Raw genomic sequence first — 19,265 nt, forward strand, 5'->3', positions numbered from 1 at the left:
TATGTATTTGATATCAGTTTACAACCTGCATCAGTCATAATTATAACTTGAGAGTTGCTATACACAACCAAAAACCCGCTGACAATGCTACTAATAGCATTGTCACCGGGTTTTAGTTATAAAATATTTATCAATGCTTTCACTTTTCGGCGTGAAATCAAGCAGGTTGATTGGTTTTTAAAAATAATGACATTGTTAACCTTATCAATCTGTTCAATATTATTCGTATTGACAAGATAAGCGCGATGGCTGCGGAATAGACGGCTATCCATGGCCGCAATGTCTTGTAATTGGCCTGTAAATTCCATGCGTTGCGCAACACCAACGAGCACAATTTGACGCGTTCCGGGTTGTGTTTCAAAATACAAAATATCACTAAAAGGTATTTTAAAGTGGGCCTTTGGTGTGTCGAATTGGAATAAGTCAAGTGGCGTATCGATGTTGAATTGTTCAACGACATGTTGTAAATTATTTTCTAGTTGTTGCTTAAAATTCCTGGCATCTTGATCTTTTGCAATGAAATCTAGTGCGGATACTTGATATTTGAAAGTGAGCGATAAAAATTCAGAGTGTGTTGTTACAAAAATAATAATGGCATATGGATCATGGTTTCTGATCTCTTTGGCAACCTCGAATCCTTTTTTATCGGAACCTTTGAGTTCAACATCGAGAAAATAGAGGTGATGTGTACCATGGCTGGTTAAAGTAGTGAGCAATTGTTCTGGTCTAGAATAGGTATTGATTTGCTGATAAGACCAATCATTTTCTTGCATAATTTCAACTAAATAGCGCTTTAATTTTTGTTGTTGTATAATGTCATCTTCTAAAATATTGATATGCATAAAAATTATCCTTGTGTAACCAATGTTTGGCTGAATTTATGGTTGGCGTGTGCTGTTTCTAAGTGTGCTTGTTCGTAGTCGATTAAAATTTGTTGCACGTTGTGTAGACCTGTACCATGGCCGTTTCCTTTTGTTGTGACACTGTGTTTAAAAAGCTGATGAATTGCACTTGTTTCCTCAGTGGTGGCATTTTCAATGATGAAGCGATTTTCTTTTTGTACCGGATCGATAATCACGGCAATATGGATAAATGCGTTAGCAGTATTTTCGCTTGCTTCGATAGCATTATCAAGTAAGATGCCTAGAATTCGAATGTAGTCAAGCGTATCCATGTGGCAGCTTGTCCACTGTTGTTCAATTTCAATTTCGGTACGAATGCCCTTTTCCAAAGCATCGATAATTTTATGAGATAAAAGGCTTTTAATAGCGGGGATTTCAATTGCTCTTAGTGTACTTAAAGTATAATTGTTGTGTCCTAATTTAAGTTTCGCACTTTTAAGGACATCGTTATAAATATGATGAACATGTGTCATATTATTCGTTTGAATACTTTCCTCTAAACTAATCATGAGATTGGCGTAGTCATGTCGAAACCCATTGAGACTATGATACAGTTCTTCAATTTGCTGTGTATAATGTGTTAAATTATCTAGTTGGAGTTGTTTTTGATCGATAATTTGCTGATTAAGGTGACTGCGTGTAATGTAGTGTAAATAAACTAAAATGATGATTAAGCAATAAGCGAAGAAGAGATTAACAATGTGTTTATAACCACTGATATTAAAAATATACGTAGCTGTGTAAAATATTAGGCTTAAAAACAAAAGCAAATTCATTAATTTAAATGTAACATGTTGTTGTAAATTACGATTTTTTCTTAAAATAAGCAAACTGGGTGTGAGATATTTTATGATAAAGTATTGGATGATAGTTAGGAAAAGTGGTGTCACAATTGTGTCAAAAATAGAGGATGCATCTTGTACAAGAAAATCAGTAGCGAGTAGATTTTCTAGCGATTGTATTATTGCGCCGAAAACAGTTGTGGATATAATGGTGTATAGAGCATAAAAGAAAATTAAGTTAATATTTTGAGTAGATTTTAAAATAAATTGAGCCATCAAAACTAAAAGTATCACATGAAAGATCCGACCAGATGCACCAGTGATTAACGTGATTAAGGTTTCTAAGAGTAAAAAAATTAAATAATGGATGAATGAAATTTTTGTTTTTAAGAGAGAAATAAACACAGTGTATTCAATTATTGATATGCTGAAAATAGCTAGTATGATATTAAAAAGTGACAGTAAATACACAATGTTTCCCCCGTTTCCATCTGAATATTATTGTACAGTAAAAGATAAACGCTTACTATATTTTTATAGAAATGTTATATTGTACCATTCAATATCAAATATTAACCACTCGTGTTGTATATCTTTAATTTATAAAACATATCAAGGATAATGTGAATATAAATTAATTTAGAAAAGAGAATGTTATGTCAGACATAAAAGATGTTGAAGTGTTGAGTCAAGAACAATTAAGCCAAGTTACAGGTGGAGATGTAGTCAAAACATTGACACGACTATTTAATCAGAAATATTTGTGGTGATGGAAGCTTTGAATTATTCAAAAAATAATAGCCGGTAAAGTTTTTACAACGAAAAATAAACTAAAAAGCATTGATTGAAATTTTCAATCAATGCTTTTTAGCAAGTATTGCTATTTTTTCTGTTGTCGTACACGCGTTACCACACGGATTAATGACAAGAATAATGTGATATTGAACCAAAAGCCATAAACTTGTGTGAGTGTACTTGTGGTCAGTGTGACTGCCAAAATAGCTAGAAGTACTGCCTTCGTAGTGACACGTTGAAATTCAGACGCCGTGATTGTAAAACGTTCAGGTTTGAGTAATGAAAAAATAACAAGTAATAAAATATAGATGGTTGGCAAAACATAATATGAAAACATAGTAACTCCCTAATTGGTTGGTATTAAATAAAAAAATTAGCCATTACATTGTGGCATGAACCCGATAAAAAAGCAATGCAGGAGACGTTTCTTTTGCTCATCATGCTTAAAATTGTTAAAATGATAGTTATGAAAAAACAACGACAAAGTCTAAGTGAACTATTGATTGTCGGTTTTGGTGGTGGCATTGGGGGTAGTTTGCGCTACTTACTCAGTTTGCTACCAATTATTGGGCATCTGCCCTTGATGACAGTGGCTATTAATTGGCTAGGGGCCTTCTTATTAGCACTTTTTGATGCGTATTTAACTAAAAATAGCAGCCAATTAACGCGATGGCAACCGTTTATTGGCACTGGGATTATTGGTGGGTTTACCACATTTAGTACAATGATTTTACAATTTAATCAATTACTTCGCAATAATTTACAAGTTGCATGGTTATATATTATATTGACCGTTTTTGGTGGTATTTTAATGGTAAGATTAGGGCAAAAAGTTGGTAGAGCCGTATGATATTATTATCAGTATTTATTGGTGCCGCGCTTGGTACAATATTGCGCTATTTAATAATTATGTTTTGGCCATTTCACACACATATTTTTACAGCTGTTTCTGCGATTAACATGATTGGTTCGCTATGTATGGGGATGTTATTTGCAAGTCATCAGCTATCTGATATGCACAATTTTTGGTCTGTAGGGTTGCTTGGTGGGTTTACCACGTTTAGTACAATGATGGTCCAAAGTGCGCAACAGTCATTTTGCAAGCAATTAATTTATCTCATGGTACAATTGATTGGCGGCATGCTGTGTTTTATGTTGGGCAGCGCCTTGGTCATTATGAATTAGGTCACAACATTGACAGACTATGAGTCGTCTGTTCGTTTAGGAGAATAAAATGTCTAAAATAGCAATAATTAGTGATTCAGCTTCAGCAATACCAGCAGCAATTCGTAATCGTTATCATATTTTTCAAGTAAACGATCCGATTATTTTTGGAGACGAAGTCTATAAAGAATCAGTGGATATTCATGATCTTGGTGAATTAGTTAAGATGATGAAGGATAAAAAAATGGTAGCGTCAACATCTCAACCGGCGCCAGGAGACTGGGAAGAAATTTTAAATGTTGCTAAGTTATCTGGATATGACCAAGCATTGATTGTACCTATTTCTTCAGGGTTATCGGGTGCCTACCAAACAGCATGCCTAGTAGCAGAATCATGTCAAGACCTTTCAGATGTTCGTGTATGGGATTCGAAGTTTGCCGTGATGGGATCGGGCATGCAAGCGGTTATGGCAGCTTTTATGGCTGAAAAAGGCCATACATTAGATGACATCATGGCGGCCTTACATACTTTACAACAGACCTTTGACGTACGTTTTGTTGTTAATGATATATCACACTTACAACGTACCGGCCGGTTATCCCGTGGTGCAGCTTTAGTTGGTGGGTTACTTAACATCAAGCCAATCCTATCAATGGATATTCAAAATGAAGGTAAAATTGGTGCAGTCGGTAAAGCACGTAAAATGAGTGGTGCGCTGAAAGAAATTAAGACAGCACTTAATCAGTATTTAACACAGGTTGATTTTCCGGTTCGTGCTATTGTTGTAGATGGGAATGATCCTAAACTTGGTGATAAGTGGCTCAAGGACTTACAACATGATTATCCGACAGTTAAGTTTGAACGTGGCGTCATTGGTGCTTATATTGGTGTGCATACGGGTGATGGTGCAATGGGTGTCTTATGGGCGCGTGATTGGGAAACACTCGTCTAAAATTAGGTGATTCGAAGTGAACCATTGACGTGCTAACTCACGAATGGCATTGTCAAATGATGCTATCCTATAGCTGATCATGTTATAATATTAACATTAAATTGATTTACGGGGACAACTAAATGCAACGATCTAAACGTTACCAAATTACGTATGAAGTCTTAAACGCGGTGACCCATGGACTCGGATTTTTGTTAGCCGTGTTAGCTGGCATTGCGCTAATGCTTCATGTTTTAAGACGACCAGTGACAGCATTGGAAATGACTGCCATTATAATATATATCAGCACAATCGGCTTCTTTCTGCTCGCTTCAACGCTGTTTCATTCCTTGGTCTTTACGCGAGCAGCTAAACTGTTTCAATTCTTTGATCATGCAGGTATCTATTTTGTGATTTTGGGTAGTTACACACCATATACTTGGCTGCTTATCAAAGGGTGGCAAGGTTGGACAATTTGGGGTGCGATATTGGCCATGACAATTGCTGGCTTTACCTATGATTTGTTCTTTGTTGGGCGTTGGCCATGGGTGTCTGTTACGATATATATGGTGATGGGATGGTTAATTGTCTTAGCAATGCCAGTTTTATGGGGTGTTTTGTCACCGGTTGCTTTTTGGCTTTTAGTTGCTGGAGGTATTACCTATTCCGCAGGGACAATTTTTTATCTCATACCAAAAATCCCAATGGGCCATGTCTATTGGCACATATTTGTGTTAATTGGTGCGGGTTTAATGTTTGTTAGTATATATATGAGTTTGTAAACAAAAGACCGAAGCCAACGCTTCGGTCTTTTAGCACGATAAAAAGCACAAAAAAAACCAATATTTCTATTGGTTTGATCTAGTGGACAGCCAGGGGCTCGAACCCTGGACCCACGGATTAAGAGTCCGTTGCTCTACCAACTGAGCTAGCTGTCCATACGATGTTTATCTTGTAAACAACATATAATATAATACCATGCCTAATAAAAAAAAACAATAGTTTTTAAAACAAACATGTGTTTTGTAGCGTAATAACTTTATATAGTATAGAATAAAGAGAGTTAAATTGGAAGGAAACGTGATAGTTATCTGGGTGTCATAGGCACAATAACTGTTCACAAAACAATATAGCATATGTTAGATATATTAAAATCGATCATTATCGGTATCGTAGAAGGTATCACGGAGTTTCTGCCAGTATCATCAACAGGGCATATTATCTTGGCAGAAGCCTTGATGGGTATACCAGGTGGGGATGTTTGGACAAATAGTTTTAAACCAGTCTTTGATTATGCCATTCAACTTGGTGCCATTTTTGCTGTGATTCAGCTTTATTTTAATCGTTTAAATCCGTTCTCATCACAAAAAACATCACGAGAACGCTTTCAGACTTGGCGATTGTGGATCAAAGTTGTTGTCGGTGTTATTCCAGCAGTTATATTTGGTCTTTTGTTTAATGACTTTATGGATGCGCATCTTCTCAATTTCTGGGTCGTTTCTGCGATGTTAATTGTTTATGGTATTGCATTTATTTTGATTGAAAACCGACAAAAAAACATTGCACCTAAAATTACAGATGTTAATAAAATAACGTTCAAGTTGGCATTATTTATCGGCTTGTTCCAAGTATTGTCATTAGTGCCTGGTACATCACGATCGGGCGCTACAATCTTAGGCGCTGTTATTCTAGGTGCATCACGTTTTGTTGCCGCAGAATTCTCGTTCTTCTTATCTATTCCAATTATGTTCGGCGTCACATTCTTGAAAGTTGGTTCATTTTTGATAGGTGGTGGTCGGTTCACAGGTATGCAAAGTCTTGTATTCCTAGTTGGCTTTATCGTATCATGGCTTGTCGCCTTTTTCGCAATCAAGGTAATGATGCGTTATATTCAGAACAACGACTTTAAGATATTTGGTTGGTATCGTATTGTGGTTGGTATCGTATTCTTGTTACTTGGTGTCATTGGCGTTGTTAAATAGAAATCAACAGGTAAGCACACAAATCGGACATTTGTGTGCTTTTTTGTTAATCAACAGCAATGTAAATTTGAAATATTGTTAATCAGGCATTGACATTAGAAAATGAGCGTTATATAATATTTTCAACATATAACATTGAAAAGATAAGTACTTATCGACATGATTGCATAGAGAGCTAACGTTTGGTGAAAGTTAGTATGATGTTGATTGGGAAAATGGTCTTGGAGTTAAAAATGATGTGAGCTTTATGGATTAAGTAAACGTCATTCGGGTACACCCGTTATCGTGTCAGAGTATCGAAAGCAATATTTTTCCGTACTTAGTAAGTGTGTATAAGTAATTATACGCAAAAAACGGGTGGTAACACGACCATGTCGTCCCGCAACTTGAATGCATTCAAGTTGCGGGATTTTTTTGTTCAAAAATGTAAGGAGAGAAATTAAATGTCCTGTTTGATAATTAAAACAAGGTTGATTTACTTAAAAGGTTTAGGAATTGCTAGTAGCCGAATGTGATGGTTAAAATTTTTTTGTTATTTTTCTAATTTATTTATCTTTATAAGGGAGAATACATGAGTGATACAAAAAATACATTAGTCAACCAGAGTCATCAGCAGGTCCCGGTTGGGTTTTGGTACCATTTCTCAGCAACTTCTGGGGTTGATCTTGATGCCTTTAAGGATCCGGATATTATTGATCGCACAGTAAGTGGCACGCAAAAACTAGTTGATCGTTTATCACCAGACTTTGTTAAATTAATGAGTGATGGTCTATTTCATTACCAATTCAATTATCAAGAAAACAGTGAACATCGTACAGTTTATGATGGCTTAGTGCCAATAGCAGATGATCACCCATGGCTGAAAGAAACAGCAACATTGATTGGTAAACAACGCACAGTAATTGGTAAACGCACGGGTTTTTACAATATTTTTTCACCGACAACGCTATTGAAATGGGCATTGGTCAAACAGGATAATGGTCAGCACGATAAAGTAAATGCTGATAAAATATTAGCCACAGAAATCTTAAAAAAACCTGAGGCGATCAAACAAGCTTTGCAAGTTATAGCGCAAGATGTCATTAAGCAAGTGCAAACAGCTATACGGGCTGGTGCAGATGGTATTTACTATAGTACCCAAGTCATTCAAGATCCGCGACTTGATCAAGATGATTTTGAAAAATTTGTGGCTGATACTGATCATCAGGTGTTGCAAGCAGCTAATAAGTTATCGGATGTCAATATTTTACATATTTGTGGCAACGGTGGCGCTAGAAATAACGTACATTGGTTCAAAACTTATGAAGTAGCAATTATCAATTGGGCAACAGATATTGAATCAGTGTCACTACGTGAAGGTAAGCATATTTTTCCGAACAAAACAGTGTTAGGGGGTTTTGGTAACACAAAGCACGATTTATTGTATCAGGGCGAAAAATCAGACATACAGCAATATGTTCATACACTGATTCAAGAAACAGGTCGTGATCATTTAATCATTGGCGCAAATTGTACCGTACCACGTGATATCGATTTGAATCGTCTACGTTGGGTATCAGAAGCAGTGCAGCAGAAGAAAGTAAAGGCATAATCACACATGAGTAATCAACAAGATGTATTAACAGAGACAAAAAAAGTCATACCAGTCAGTTTTTGGCGCCATTTTGCTGACGATGAAACCATTGATGCACTCAAGCATCCAGAGGAAAATCAGATTAATATTGAGGGGCACAAAGCTTATACTGAAGCAATACAACCAGATTTTGTCAAATTAATGAGTGACGGCTACTTTAATTTACCTTTAAATGGTGTAAACAACCCAAAGAATATTGATGATTTGAAAAAGATTCAGGTGATTGCCGATGACGATGATTGGCTATTACGACAAGTCGATTTGGTTAAGGCACAACGCAAGGTCATTGGTAATCGCAAGGCATTTTATAACATTTTTTCTCCGGTGACACTTTTGAAGTGGGCGTTGTTTGATAGTAGTCAAGAATTACCAAAACAAGGAGATGAACGCTTAACACAATTTTTTATTGATTACCCTGATGATATCACACATATATTAGAGGTTATTGCACAAGGTGTTATCAAGCAAATCAAGGCGGTTGTCAATGCGGGTGGTGCAGATGGTGTCTACTATAGTACACAAGAGCTTCAAAGTGATCATTATAACCGCGATCTTTTTGATCACATACAAAAAAAGATCGACTTATCAATTATTGCAGTCATTAATGCAGTGAGTGACGTTAATATTTTACATATCTGTGGCTATAGCGAGACAAAGAATCATTTGTCATGGTTTACTGATTATGATTTACCCATTGTCAATTGGGCAGTTAAAATTGAAGATGTTTCTCTGCGCGAAGGACAAGCTATTTTTAAAGACAAAATTGTTTTGGGTGGTTTCGGTAATAACACACAAGCTATTTTGTATCGAGGCAGTCGAGAAGAAATTGAAGCAGAAGTGACGAATGTCCTAACGGATGTTGACACAAGTCGTGTCATTATTGGTGCGGATTGCACCGTACCGCGTGATATTTCAATCGATCATTTGAAGTGGGCAATTGCTGCTGTGCATCAGGTTGCCATTGGGTAAATAGGAGAAGAGAATGGTTAAGAAAAAAGGATTGATTATTGGTGCCGCTGTGGTGGTTGTTGTTGTCGGAGCAGGTGCAGTCGTTCGTCATTTGAATGCCGACAGTACAAAGTCTGCACATCAGGTGCGAACAATCAATGTGGCACATACACAAAATTATGTGCCCTATGATTACGTAGAAAATGGTGTATCTAAGGGCTATGAAGTTGACGTATTAAAAGCAGTAGACAAACTGTTACCAGATTATAAGTTTAAGTACCATCCAACATCAGATGAAGATCTACTAGTAGGATTGGATTCTGGCAAGTATGATGTGGGTGTTAAAGGGGCTTGGTGGACCAAGGAACGGGCACAAAAATACATTTTACCAAAGCAAGCAGTTGGCGCTTCTATTATAGGAATCACCTATAGGAAAGATGATAATTATAAAACGTTTGCTGATTTTGCTAAAAAGTCAGGTAAATTAGTACCAATTTCACCGCAAAATGGTCAATATGCGGTTGTGCAAGAATGGAATAAGGCACATCCAAACGAAAAAATTAATCTTAAGGCGGCCGATCAATTTACTGTTGGGGATGCTTATAATTGGGTTCTAGAAGGTCGATATGATGCTTATTTTGATGTCAAAGTAAATTACCAAAATTCTGTTGCGGCTGCTAATGGTGCTTATCATAAGTCAGCTGACAAATTAGCTTATACACCTTATAAAGGAATTAAGACATATCCAATTATTAGCCGTTCAAATAAGGATAATGCGCACTTTGCTAAAGAATATGACCAGGCAATTAAAAAACTTCAAAAGAACGGCACACTGACTAAATTATCACAAAAGTACTTCAAAGAAAATGTTTGGGACTTTGTGGGTGATAAATAATATCAACACAATGAAGGAGTAAACATGCCGCCATTTAGTTTTAAGTTTTTAATATCTGTTTTTGGTGAAGTATTACCTTATTTGCCAGTAACTTTACTTGTTATTATTGTGTCAGCTATTTTTAGTACATTACTAGGCACGTTAATAGCTCGTGGTCAATTGAGTCAGTCGGCCATAGGGCGTACGATATCGCACAGTTATGTTTTTGTACTTCGATCCACACCACCAATCGTGTTATTGTTTTTGGTATTTTATGGCTTACCAAAACTGCTATTGCTGACCTTGAATATTAATATTAATGATTGGCAAAAGTCTATTTTCGTCGTCATTGCTCTGTCGTTACTGTTTGCGTCTAATTTAGCAGAGGTGTTCAAGTCTGCTTATTTATCTGTTGATGGTGGTCAGCGCGAAGCCGCGTTGATGGTTGGCTTATCAGAATGGCAGTCTTTTTATCGCGTGACACTGCCACAAACAATTGTCGTTGCTTTGCCAAATTTTGCCAACACGATTGCTGCTTTAATTAAAGATGCTGCGCTAGCCTATGTCATTGGCTTAGTTGATATGATGGGCGCAGGTGACAATTTAATTTCTAGAAATTTTGGACATCATGCCTTAGAAACATATTTGGCGCTAGCAATTATCTATTGGATCATTTTTATAATTGTTGAACAAGGTACAAAATATTTAGAGAAGCATCTCAGTAAGCGCCAAGTCATGACATCAAATCCAGTGGAGGTGACGGTATGAATATACCATTTTTAATCCATACTTTTTGGTTAGCAATTCAGGCCGTTCCCATAACGCTTTTGATTACTGGCTCAGCCTTATTAATAGGGTTACCTTTAGGATTTTTGTTAGCTTGGATCAAAATCAAGAAAATTAAAGTGTTATATCCATTAGCTGTTATTTATACATCGCTCATGCGTGCTACACCAATGGTTTTATTGATTTTATTGTTTTATAGTACATTGCCGAGTTTGTTTAATGTGATTTTAAATGATCATTTGCATCTAGGTGTTAAGATATTTGATGTTAACCCAATTATTTACGCCATTGCTGTCTTTTCTTTGATCGCTGTGGCTAATCTGTCAGAGGTATTTCGGTCTGCTATTTTAACGGTTGATTCTGGACAACAAGAGGCAGCTGTCATGGTGGGTTTGTCACCTTTACAAACATACTACCGGATTATTGTGCCGCAGGCCTTGGTATCAGCAATTCCTAATATTGGTAATTTGACCTTAAATATTTTAAAGGGTACCTCGTTGGCTTTTATGATGACAGTTCAGGAAGTGACTGCAGTAGCTAAAACGGCTGCGGCATATACCTATGATTATACTGAGGCTTATATTGATATATTTATTGTCTACTTTATTTTAGGGGCAATACTTCAGATTGGTTTCAAATATTTAGAACGTTACTTAAGTCGACACAAGGTTCGCGGTGCGGTTAAGCAGGGAGTGTAATTATGCTAAAAGTTAAAAATTTCAGAAAAAAATATCAACAGCACGAAGTACTGAAAGGGATTGATATCGAAGTCGAAAAAGGGGATGTTGTTGCACTATTGGGGCCCTCAGGTTCTGGTAAAACGACTTTCTTACGAGGCCTTGCGTTCTTGACGCCAGGTGACTCAGGGCATATTGAATTCGATAATCAAAAAATTAACATTCAAACAGCCACACCAGAAGAAATCAAAAAACTACGTCAAAAAATGGGCTTTGTCTTTCAAAATTTTAATTTATTTGCCAACAAAACAGCGATAGAAAATGTTGAAGAAGGTTTGGTGATTGGACGGCATATACCTAAAGCACAAGCTAAACAAAAAGCGCAAGAAGCGTTGAAAAAAGTAGGTCTTCTAGATTTTTCAAACCATTATCCCAGCCAATTATCTGGCGGACAAGCACAACGTGTTGGGATTGCCAGAGCTGCTGCGCTAGACCCTGAAATTATCCTGTTAGATGAGCCAACAAGTGCTTTAGATCCGGAACTCGTGGCAGATGTGCTGCAAGTTATTAAGCAGTTGGCCGATGAAGGAAAGACAATGATTGTGGTCACGCATGAAATGGCTTTTGCTAGGGATGTCGCAGATAAAGTGATATTTATGGACAAGGGTTTGGTTGTTGAACAAAATAAACCAGTTGAATTCTTTGACAACCCTAAATCACCAAGGCTAAAGGAATTTTTGAGCCGTATCAGTGCAGCGACTATAGCGAATAATGGTTTTGAGTATGAAAAAGCAACAGTTGCTCATAGTAATGACTTATAATATAGAAGCTAAATGTTATATATAAAAGCCGCATGGTATTAGAAATTTAATTCTAGACCATGCGGCTTTTATGACAATATGTGTGTTTATGATGTTGCAACTGAAGGACTATTCTCTTTGTCTGGCAAGGAAAAGTTAAAATCTTGTGGTGTTAATAAGCCGATATCTTTAACAATGACATTTCCTGAAAGATAGCCGCCAACGCGTTGCGTTAAACCGATTTTGTTGTAACCAAATGTGACAGTTGTGTGTGCTTTCAAGGCAGCACCACGCACTTCACCTGTTGTTGCATCAATACCGGTTGGCGTGTCAACAGCAATGACTGTTTTTTCAATATGATTGGCCGCTTTAATCATCTTCTGTAGACCTTCTGGCAGTAGATTATTTAAACCGGTGCCAAAAATGGCATCAATAATCAATGTCGCTTCGTTGAAATCGCTTTTTTCAGCACGAACGAGGCCGTATTTTTCAATAATGTCTAGTTGGCGTTTAACGCTATCTTTAGCACGTGTCACATTACCAACAAATTGTAGAGAAACATTAAATCCTTGTGCATACAAAAGCCTTGAAATTGCGACGCCATCAGCGCCATTATTACCTAAACCAGCCAAAACAAGGATGTGATCTAGATTGAAGTGTCCGGCACCAATAACATCAATGACGGACATAGCTGCCCGTTCAATGAGTACGTCTTGCGGCATGCCAATTGTTTCGACCGTATAATTATCAATAGTTTGCATTTCAGCAGCAGTTACGAGTTGCATTATAATCACTTTTCTTTCCAATTCTTAGTCTTATTATACAGGATAATAGGAAGAATAGGGATGAGTTTTATCGAATTTATCAATGTTCGGGTCTATATTTGTTACAATATTAAATAACAATTTTGGAGGTGTGATATGAAACACTTAGATTACAGTCAACAAGAATCGTGGCGTGAGGTTGGCGATACGTCATTTCAATCACCGATTGCCATTAGCAGCCAACAGGCCAAAAATGGTATGCAACCAGATTTAATAACGCATTTTAGCGGTCAAACGCTATTTGAAGATCGCGTGGTTGGTGAACAATTTTTAGTATCTGGCACATTAGAAATTGCTGACGAAACTTGGACACTCGAACGTTTCCACTTTCATGACGGTGCAGAGCACCTCGTTGATGATGTGCGACATGACATTGAAATTCATTTTGTTTATCATCATGATGATCGGATCTTAGTACTGGCGGTATTTGGGGATGTGACCTCAGTAGAAAGTGACACACATATTCCAGAAGTATTTTCAGAAGCAATTGATGCGCAGTTACTAACCAATTGGTTGCCAAAGGATCAGTCGTATTATCGATATGTTGGGTCATTGACGACACCACCGCTTGGTGAAAATGTGACATGGCTGGTTTTTTCACATCCTATTGCAATTAGTGAAAAGGATTTATCGGTGATACATCAGCATTATCCTAATAATTATCGCGATGTACAAGATATTGCAGGTCGAGACGTTCTAGCTGTTGATTTATCAAAATGACTGTTGATCGAATCAACTTTTTATGTTGCTCAATGCTGTTATATCAGGTAAACTAAAGGTTATGGAAAACTTTCAAGAACAATTAAAAAATAGACGAACATTTGCTATTATTTCGCATCCAGATGCGGGTAAAACAACTTTAACTGAGCAATTATTACTACATGGTGGTGTCATTCGTGAGGCAGGAACAGTTAAGGGCCGCGGGTCACATAAGCTAGCTTCATCTGATTGGATGGCAATTGAACAGCAACGTGGCATTTCTGTGACATCTTCGGTATTGCAATTTGATTATGATGGGAAAAGAATCAACATCTTGGATACCCCAGGACACGAAGATTTTTCAGAAGATACTTATCGGACATTAATGGCTGTTGATTCAGTCGTGATGGTGGTTGATGCAGCTAAAGGTATTGAGCCGCAAACTAAAAAGCTGTTTGAGATTGTGGCACAACGTGGTATACCAGTTTTCACGTTCTTTAACAAGATTGATCGTGATGCACGTCCAGCGTTGGATTTAATGGATGAATTAGAAACTGTTCTGGGAATTCAAGCTTATCCAATGAATTGGCCGGTGGGTTCAGGTCAGATTCTACAAGGTATTTATGATTTGCAAAAAAATGCTATGGTACCTTTCAAAAACGCGACAGCACATCCAGAAATTATTGATGAAACGATGGATGAAATTGAGTTATTGCACGACGCGGGTAATACATTTGATCAAGATGCCATTGCGCACGGTCAATTAACGCCGGTATTTTTTGGATCAGCTTTGGTCAATTTTGGTGTAACGGAATTTTTACGTGAATATTTGACTTATGCACCGGCGCCAGCAGCGATGAAGACGGTCGATGACGAGGTCATCACACCCGACAGGACGCAGTTTACTGGTTTTGTGTTCAAAATTCAGGCTAATATGGATCCACGTCATCGTGATCGCATTGCTTTCGTGCGTATTGTATCCGGCGAATTCAATCGTGGTATGGATGTTGTCTTACAGCGAAATAGTAAGAAGTTGAAATTATCGAATGTTACGCAGTTTATGGCCGAAGAACGTGAAAACGTCCAAAATGCTGTTCCAGGTGATATTATCGGTGTTTATGATACAGGTAATTTTCAAATTGGTGATACTATCTACGCAGGTAAAAAAACGGTGCACTTCCCTGATTTACCAACATTTACACCTGAATTGTTCAATCGTGTCATTGCTAAAGATGTGATGAAACAAAAATCATATCATAAAGGCATCGAACAACTCGTACAAGAAGGTACAATTCAACTTTATAAATCATGGCAAGGTAGTGACTATATTATCGGTGCCGTCGGTCAATTACAGTTTGAAGTGTTTCAATTTCGTATGGAAAACGAATACAATGTTGAAATTCAATTTGAACCAATTGGATCAAAAGTTGCCCGCTGGATATCACCTGAACAGCTGGATGAAAAAATGGCTTCAAGTCGTAATCAACTTGTAAGAGATCGTTATGATCAACCAGTTTTCCTATTTGAGAATAGGTTTGCTATGAACTGGTTCCATGATAAGTATCCAGATGTGGTTTTGGAAGAAAAAATGTAACGTAGTATGTGAGAAAATAAGCGAAGCCCTATTTTCTTTTAAATAGTATTGCAAGCGCTTACAATTATTGGTATAATGAAGTTAACAAATAAAGAGGAGGCCATGAATGACGCAAAACAATTTGACAGAAGTTGATACTTCATGGACTATTATCTTGTAGACGACAGTTATGTAAATAACCATTCCATTGGGAATAACATTGACAAATGATAAGCGTAATTAACTGGCGTTAAAAAAATTTATTAGCTGCAAATTTTTAACATATTAGCAGACAAATCATTTGTCTGGACACCAGTAATCAGAAAGCAGTTCTAGTAAATTGGCAAGAAGCGAGACGATAGTTAGTTGTGGATATTTCAGCAACACTAGTGCGTTTGCAGCGCAACTCATAATTAAATAAACTAAAGACCTGACATAGTAAGATGCTATGTCGGGTTTTTAGTTTATAATAAAATTGTTTGACATGATGTGCGATGAACACGCAATAATTTTAGGAGGAAGTGTGTGTTGTGTAGACGATCAACACGCGCAAAATGATAATGGCAAAAAAAGCGAACACGGCAATTTATGATTTGTATGATAAACCACCATTCTTTACTTGGTTAGGTTTATCATTACAACATCTTTTCTCAATGTTTGGTGCAACGGTGCTAGTACCGTTACTCGTTGGTTTGAACCCTGGGGTGGCGCTGTTTACTTCCGGAATCGGGACACTACTTCATTTATTGATTACACGCGGAAAAGTGCCCGCTTATATGGGATCGAGCTTTGCCTTTATCATTCCGATGGCCTCATTAATGAAGACTGTGGGATATCCAGCTGTTGCACAAGGGATTATTTCTGTCGGTATCGTTTACTTAGTTGTGGCATTTATTATTACTTTTACAGGAACGGGTTGGATTGATGCTATTTTCCCAGCAGAGGTTGTTGGGCCAATCATTATGGTGATTGGCTTGAGCTTAGCTGGATCAGCAGCCAGTTCTGCAACAACATTTAATGGCCAATATGATTGGAAAATCTTTATTGTCGCCTTACTGACGCTATTAGCAACCGTGGCATTTAACATGTTTCTGAAGGGGTTTTTAGGTTTATTGCCTGTACTCTTGGGAATCATTTTTGGTTATATTGTTGCTTTATTTTTTGGATTAGTTGATCTAACACCAATTGCAAAGGCATCTTGGTTCCAATTACCAGATTATGAAACGTTTATTGGTAAAGATGGGTTTAAGCTTTATCCGGCAGCTATTTTAAGTATGGCCCCCTTAGCTTTAGTCACATTGTCTGAGCACTTAGGCCATTTAATGGTGCTGTCAAAAATAACGGGTCATGATTTCTTCGTTAATCCCGGGCTCAAACGAACTTTGACAGGAGACGGTGCGGCCTCAGTTGTGGCCGGCTTAGTAGGCGGACCTGCCGTGACGTCTTATGGTGAAAATATTGGTGTGATGCAATTAAGTCGTGTTTATTCCGTTTGGGTAATTGGCGGTGCCGCGTTCTTTGCCGTGATTTTCAGCTTTGTGGGTAAATTATCTGCACTGATCTCAACTATTCCTGGTGCGGTGACCGGTGGTGTGGGGTTCATGCTGTATGGTGTGATTGCTGCTGCGGGTTTGCAAGTCATTGTTGATAATAAAGTCGATTATAGTCAGAAACGAAACTTGATGATTGCTGCACCCGTAATGGTTGTTGGAATTGGTAATTTCCATTTGCAATTAGGTGCACAGTTAGACTTTTCCGGTGTTGCGATTGCAACAGTTTTGGGTATTGTATTGAATTTAGTTTTACCAAAAGTGGCTGCGAGCGAAAGAGAATAGAAACAAACAAAAATCCTGTTACGATGCAGGATTTTTGTTTGTTTTGTCACAATATAGTGCCATTTGTGACAAGATAAGCTGTTTATATTTTAAGAATGCAATTGCAAACAAGTCATTAGATTTTTGGTTATCTATCACCTTAAAGACGAAAAAAACAAGGCTTTTTAACAGTTTATTAAGAATTTTACTGGGATATAAACAATTAAGACACAAAGCAGTTTTAATAATTAACCTCCGAAAACTAGCGTACCAATGCTTATCTCACTATTCCGGTATTTCTTTGTGAAAAAGTGACGTAAAGTGGTTGTATTTCATTTTTAAAAGCGTATTATAGATTTATATGTTAAGACGAATAGCCGATTACGACCATTTCGCCAAATTTATTGGGAAAGGAGAAAAAAATGAATGACCCAACGGCACAATTTGATTTTTTAGGTCTGACATTTGACTGGGGAACGATCATTTCAACTTTGCTAGCAATGGCAATTGTTGTGATCGTATCAATTGTCTTGACACGGCGTCTGTCGTTAAAGCCAGGTAAGCGCCAGAACCTGATAGAGTATTTACTGGAATTTACGAGTAGTATTGTTGATGGGCAGTTACCGAAAAAACAAGCACGACAATTTGGTTTGTACGCTTTTACGCTATTTTTCTTTTTGATCGTGTCAAATGAAATGGGACTGTTGCTTCATTTTGAAGGAGCTGATGGCGTCACTTATCTTAAGTCACCAACAGCGACACCAATTGCAGCGATGACTTTGGCTGTGATGTCTTTGGTTATTGCGCATGGTATTGGGACGCAAGAACTTGGTTTAAAGGGCTATCTTAAAAATATGTTATTTGAGCCATATAGTTGGATGTTACCTCTGAACATTATTGAACAGCTGGCAAACTTTTTGACATTATCACTACGTTTGTTCGGTAACATATTTGCAGGGGAAATGTTGTTGACATTGGTAGCCAATAATTTAGCCTGGCCAGGACACTTTAATGGGCTATGGACAGTAGCTGCTCTGCCTATTGAAATGATATGGCAAGGATTTTCGCTGTTTATAGGTGGTATTCAAGCCTATGTATTCGTTATTTTGACGAGTGTCTTCATTGCACAACTCTCAGGAAACGAATAGTTGTCTAACAAATGAGATTTGTGTCACAATTGGACTAAAAATAATCAGGTTATGACACAAGTTGGTTTGTTAATTACGCGGGAGCGTTTCATCCAGTTAAATAGAAACGCGGTTAGTGATGAAAATTTCGTTAAACGCTTTACAATAAGGAGAAATCTAATGGATTTGCACAATCTTGGTGTTATCGCAGCTGGTCTTGCAGCCGCTGGAGCCGCCGTTGGTGGTGGTATTGGTAACGGTGTTTTGATCTCACAATTCTTGGCAGGTATGAGCCGCCAACCAGAACTTGAAGGTCGTTTATTGTCACGTATGTTCTTGGGTGTTGCTTTGGTCGAAGTTATGCCCATCTTATCAATTGTGTTCGCCTTCATGTTGATGGGTAGATAAACACAAGTAACTAGTGGAGGAAAATCATGTTTGGTTTAACAACCTTAGCAGCAGAAAAAATACCAATAGGTAACTCGGTATTTATTATTATTTCATTCCTCGCGTTGATGTATATTTTGAAAAAAGTTGCATATGGTCCAGTGACCAAAACACTTGATGATCGTGCTGCTAAAATTTCTAATGATATTGATGGCGCTGAAGTTGCACGTCAAGAAGCAGAAGACTTAGCAGTACAACGCCAAAGTGAATTGGCTGATACACGTCAAAAAGCAACTCAAGTTGTCGCTGATGCTAAAGCAAGCGCACAAAAGCAAAGTGATACATTAATATCTACTGCTTCTGATCGTGCTACTTTAATCAGTCAGCGTGCACAAACAGACGCTGAAAAGCTCAAGGAAGATGCAATTTTAAATGCAAAAAACGATGTTGCAGCGCTGTCAGTAGCAATTGCTTCAAAGTTAATGCAAAAAGAATTATCGTTAAATGATCAACAAGCATTAATTGATGCTTACATTTCAGATTTAGAAACTAAATAAGGAGTATTGG

22 protein-coding genes, 1 tRNA gene and 1 other annotated feature are annotated in these 19,265 nt (G+C 37.5%); of the genes, 18 read left to right on the plus strand and 5 right to left on the minus strand.

Annotated features, from left to right (window positions below; translation table 11 throughout):
* Nucleotides 1-116: 116 nt before the first annotated feature.
* Together LKI_RS06600 and LKI_RS06605 are read right to left on the minus strand one after the other, a co-directional pair.
* Nucleotides 117-842, minus strand: coding sequence for a response regulator transcription factor (locus LKI_RS06600; RefSeq protein WP_013103381.1), 726 nt, complete (start codon nucleotides 840-842; stop codon nucleotides 117-119).
* A gap of 5 nt (nucleotides 843-847) precedes the next feature.
* On the minus strand, nucleotides 848-1,978 hold the full coding sequence (locus tag LKI_RS06605) for a sensor histidine kinase (RefSeq protein WP_242651955.1): 1,131 nt from the start codon (nucleotides 1,976-1,978) through the stop codon (nucleotides 848-850).
* 362 nt (nucleotides 1,979-2,340) lie between these two features.
* Between LKI_RS06605 and LKI_RS10765 the strand changes: the two genes are divergently transcribed.
* The gene (locus LKI_RS10765; protein WP_013103383.1) at nucleotides 2,341-2,454 is read left to right on the plus strand and encodes a bacteriocin; all 114 of its coding nucleotides are present in this window, start codon (nucleotides 2,341-2,343) and stop codon (nucleotides 2,452-2,454) included.
* A 110-nt stretch (nucleotides 2,455-2,564) separates the two neighbouring features.
* Here the strand turns inward: LKI_RS10765 and LKI_RS06610 are convergent, their stop codons facing one another.
* Complete coding sequence (locus LKI_RS06610) at nucleotides 2,565-2,816, minus strand: hypothetical protein (RefSeq protein WP_013103384.1); 252 nt, start codon at nucleotides 2,814-2,816, stop codon at nucleotides 2,565-2,567.
* Between the two features lie 129 nt (nucleotides 2,817-2,945).
* Between LKI_RS06610 and LKI_RS06615 the strand changes: the two genes are divergently transcribed.
* From LKI_RS06615 to trhA, 4 genes are all read left to right on the plus strand, one after another.
* A complete protein-coding gene (locus LKI_RS06615; RefSeq protein ID WP_041762798.1) occupies nucleotides 2,946-3,329 on the plus strand; it encodes a fluoride efflux transporter FluC in 384 nt (127 codons plus the stop codon).
* Nucleotides 3,326-3,664, plus strand: a complete 339-nt coding sequence (locus LKI_RS06620) for a fluoride efflux transporter FluC (RefSeq protein ID WP_013103386.1) — start codon at nucleotides 3,326-3,328, stop codon at nucleotides 3,662-3,664. Before LKI_RS06615 ends, LKI_RS06620 begins: the two co-directional genes overlap by 4 nt.
* A 49-nt stretch (nucleotides 3,665-3,713) precedes the next feature.
* The gene (locus tag LKI_RS06625; RefSeq protein ID WP_013103387.1) at nucleotides 3,714-4,595 is read left to right on the plus strand and encodes a DegV family protein; all 882 of its coding nucleotides are present in this window, start codon (nucleotides 3,714-3,716) and stop codon (nucleotides 4,593-4,595) included.
* A gap of 122 nt (nucleotides 4,596-4,717) precedes the next feature.
* A complete protein-coding gene (trhA, locus tag LKI_RS06630) occupies nucleotides 4,718-5,356 on the plus strand; it encodes a PAQR family membrane homeostasis protein TrhA (RefSeq protein ID WP_013103388.1) in 639 nt (212 codons plus the stop codon).
* Between the two features lie 83 nt (nucleotides 5,357-5,439).
* On the opposite strand, the gene LKI_RS06635 is transcribed toward trhA, so the two are convergent.
* Nucleotides 5,440-5,512, minus strand: a tRNA-Lys gene (locus LKI_RS06635).
* Nucleotides 5,513-5,710: 198 nt separating this feature from the next.
* Here LKI_RS06635 and LKI_RS06640 point away from each other — a divergent pair.
* The 7 genes from LKI_RS06640 (at nucleotide 5,711) to LKI_RS06670 (ending at nucleotide 12,295) form a co-directional block, all read left to right on the plus strand.
* A complete protein-coding gene (locus LKI_RS06640; RefSeq protein WP_013103389.1) occupies nucleotides 5,711-6,556 on the plus strand; it encodes an undecaprenyl-diphosphate phosphatase in 846 nt (281 codons plus the stop codon).
* Between the two features lie 126 nt (nucleotides 6,557-6,682).
* Nucleotides 6,683-6,941: a binding site (T-box leader), on the plus strand.
* Between the two features lie 186 nt (nucleotides 6,942-7,127).
* The gene (locus tag LKI_RS06645) at nucleotides 7,128-8,147 is read left to right on the plus strand and encodes a uroporphyrinogen decarboxylase family protein (RefSeq protein WP_013103390.1); all 1,020 of its coding nucleotides are present in this window, start codon (nucleotides 7,128-7,130) and stop codon (nucleotides 8,145-8,147) included.
* Between the two features lie 6 nt (nucleotides 8,148-8,153).
* Entirely contained in the window at nucleotides 8,154-9,158 is a 1,005-nt protein-coding gene (locus LKI_RS06650) for a uroporphyrinogen decarboxylase family protein (protein ID WP_013103391.1), read from the plus strand.
* 13 nt (nucleotides 9,159-9,171) lie between these two features.
* Nucleotides 9,172-10,032, plus strand: a complete 861-nt coding sequence (locus LKI_RS06655; protein ID WP_013103392.1) for a transporter substrate-binding domain-containing protein — start codon at nucleotides 9,172-9,174, stop codon at nucleotides 10,030-10,032.
* 24 nt (nucleotides 10,033-10,056) lie between these two features.
* The gene (locus LKI_RS06660) at nucleotides 10,057-10,779 is read left to right on the plus strand and encodes an amino acid ABC transporter permease (protein ID WP_013103393.1); all 723 of its coding nucleotides are present in this window, start codon (nucleotides 10,057-10,059) and stop codon (nucleotides 10,777-10,779) included.
* The gene (locus LKI_RS06665; protein WP_013103394.1) at nucleotides 10,776-11,495 is read left to right on the plus strand and encodes an amino acid ABC transporter permease; all 720 of its coding nucleotides are present in this window, start codon (nucleotides 10,776-10,778) and stop codon (nucleotides 11,493-11,495) included. The genes LKI_RS06660 and LKI_RS06665 overlap by 4 nt, the downstream gene beginning before the upstream one ends.
* Before the next feature lie 2 nt (nucleotides 11,496-11,497).
* Nucleotides 11,498-12,295: an amino acid ABC transporter ATP-binding protein gene (locus tag LKI_RS06670; RefSeq protein ID WP_013103395.1), complete on the plus strand. Its 798-nt coding sequence runs from the start codon at nucleotides 11,498-11,500 to the stop codon at nucleotides 12,293-12,295.
* 86 nt (nucleotides 12,296-12,381) lie between these two features.
* On the opposite strand, the gene LKI_RS06675 is transcribed toward LKI_RS06670, so the two are convergent.
* The gene (locus LKI_RS06675) at nucleotides 12,382-13,059 is read right to left on the minus strand and encodes an NAD(P)H-hydrate epimerase (RefSeq protein ID WP_013103396.1); all 678 of its coding nucleotides are present in this window, start codon (nucleotides 13,057-13,059) and stop codon (nucleotides 12,382-12,384) included.
* Between the two features lie 135 nt (nucleotides 13,060-13,194).
* On the opposite strand from LKI_RS06675, the gene LKI_RS06680 reads away from it, so the two are divergent.
* The 6 genes from LKI_RS06680 (at nucleotide 13,195) to atpF (ending at nucleotide 19,255) form a co-directional block, all read left to right on the plus strand.
* Nucleotides 13,195-13,818 (plus strand): carbonic anhydrase family protein, encoded by a 624-nt coding sequence (locus tag LKI_RS06680; protein ID WP_013103397.1) that lies wholly within the window; start codon nucleotides 13,195-13,197, stop codon nucleotides 13,816-13,818.
* A 61-nt stretch (nucleotides 13,819-13,879) separates the two neighbouring features.
* Entirely contained in the window at nucleotides 13,880-15,391 is a 1,512-nt protein-coding gene (locus LKI_RS06685; RefSeq protein ID WP_013103398.1) for a peptide chain release factor 3, read from the plus strand.
* Between the two features lie 539 nt (nucleotides 15,392-15,930).
* Nucleotides 15,931-17,205: a solute carrier family 23 protein gene (locus LKI_RS06690; RefSeq protein ID WP_013103399.1), complete on the plus strand. Its 1,275-nt coding sequence runs from the start codon at nucleotides 15,931-15,933 to the stop codon at nucleotides 17,203-17,205.
* 401 nt (nucleotides 17,206-17,606) lie between these two features.
* Entirely contained in the window at nucleotides 17,607-18,332 is a 726-nt protein-coding gene (gene atpB, locus LKI_RS06695) for a F0F1 ATP synthase subunit A (RefSeq protein WP_013103400.1), read from the plus strand.
* A 159-nt stretch (nucleotides 18,333-18,491) separates the two neighbouring features.
* Entirely contained in the window at nucleotides 18,492-18,719 is a 228-nt protein-coding gene (gene atpE, locus LKI_RS06700; protein WP_013103401.1) for a F0F1 ATP synthase subunit C, read from the plus strand.
* 26 nt (nucleotides 18,720-18,745) lie between these two features.
* The gene (gene atpF, locus LKI_RS06705) at nucleotides 18,746-19,255 is read left to right on the plus strand and encodes a F0F1 ATP synthase subunit B (protein WP_013103402.1); all 510 of its coding nucleotides are present in this window, start codon (nucleotides 18,746-18,748) and stop codon (nucleotides 19,253-19,255) included.
* Nucleotides 19,256-19,265 lie beyond the last annotated feature (10 nt).

Source organism: Leuconostoc kimchii IMSNU 11154 (genome assembly GCF_000092505.1).
In the GTDB taxonomy this organism is placed as follows: Bacteria; Bacillota; Bacilli; order Lactobacillales; family Lactobacillaceae; genus Leuconostoc; species Leuconostoc kimchii.

Bases quoted from the DNA above. Each gene is read 5' to 3' on its own strand.
- LKI_RS06655 (WP_013103392.1), top strand. From the start codon at position 9,172: ATGGTTAAGAAAAAAGGATTGATTATTGGTGCCGCTGTGGTGGTTGTT.
- LKI_RS06665 (WP_013103394.1), top strand. From the start codon at position 10,776: ATGAATATACCATTTTTAATCCATACTTTTTGGTTAGCAATTCAGGCC.
- LKI_RS06670 (WP_013103395.1), top strand. From the start codon at position 11,498: ATGCTAAAAGTTAAAAATTTCAGAAAAAAATATCAACAGCACGAAGTA.
- LKI_RS06615 (WP_041762798.1), top strand. From the start codon at position 2,946: ATGAAAAAACAACGACAAAGTCTAAGTGAACTATTGATTGTCGGTTTT.
- LKI_RS10765 (WP_013103383.1), top strand. From the start codon at position 2,341: ATGTCAGACATAAAAGATGTTGAAGTGTTGAGTCAAGAACAATTAAGC.
- LKI_RS06600 (WP_013103381.1), bottom strand. From the start codon at position 842: ATGCATATCAATATTTTAGAAGATGACATTATACAACAACAAAAATTA.
- LKI_RS06685 (WP_013103398.1), top strand. From the start codon at position 13,880: ATGGAAAACTTTCAAGAACAATTAAAAAATAGACGAACATTTGCTATT.
- LKI_RS06625 (WP_013103387.1), top strand. From the start codon at position 3,714: ATGTCTAAAATAGCAATAATTAGTGATTCAGCTTCAGCAATACCAGCA.
- LKI_RS06675 (WP_013103396.1), bottom strand. From the start codon at position 13,059: ATGCAACTCGTAACTGCTGCTGAAATGCAAACTATTGATAATTATACG.
- atpF (WP_013103402.1), top strand. From the start codon at position 18,746: ATGTTTGGTTTAACAACCTTAGCAGCAGAAAAAATACCAATAGGTAAC.
- atpB (WP_013103400.1), top strand. From the start codon at position 17,607: ATGAATGACCCAACGGCACAATTTGATTTTTTAGGTCTGACATTTGAC.
- atpE (WP_013103401.1), top strand. From the start codon at position 18,492: ATGGATTTGCACAATCTTGGTGTTATCGCAGCTGGTCTTGCAGCCGCT.
- LKI_RS06650 (WP_013103391.1), top strand. From the start codon at position 8,154: ATGAGTAATCAACAAGATGTATTAACAGAGACAAAAAAAGTCATACCA.
- trhA (WP_013103388.1), top strand. From the start codon at position 4,718: ATGCAACGATCTAAACGTTACCAAATTACGTATGAAGTCTTAAACGCG.
- LKI_RS06690 (WP_013103399.1), top strand. From the start codon at position 15,931: ATGGCAAAAAAAGCGAACACGGCAATTTATGATTTGTATGATAAACCA.
- LKI_RS06660 (WP_013103393.1), top strand. From the start codon at position 10,057: ATGCCGCCATTTAGTTTTAAGTTTTTAATATCTGTTTTTGGTGAAGTA.
- LKI_RS06645 (WP_013103390.1), top strand. From the start codon at position 7,128: ATGAGTGATACAAAAAATACATTAGTCAACCAGAGTCATCAGCAGGTC.
- LKI_RS06680 (WP_013103397.1), top strand. From the start codon at position 13,195: ATGAAACACTTAGATTACAGTCAACAAGAATCGTGGCGTGAGGTTGGC.
- LKI_RS06640 (WP_013103389.1), top strand. From the start codon at position 5,711: ATGTTAGATATATTAAAATCGATCATTATCGGTATCGTAGAAGGTATC.
- LKI_RS06620 (WP_013103386.1), top strand. From the start codon at position 3,326: ATGATATTATTATCAGTATTTATTGGTGCCGCGCTTGGTACAATATTG.
- LKI_RS06610 (WP_013103384.1), bottom strand. From the start codon at position 2,816: ATGTTTTCATATTATGTTTTGCCAACCATCTATATTTTATTACTTGTT.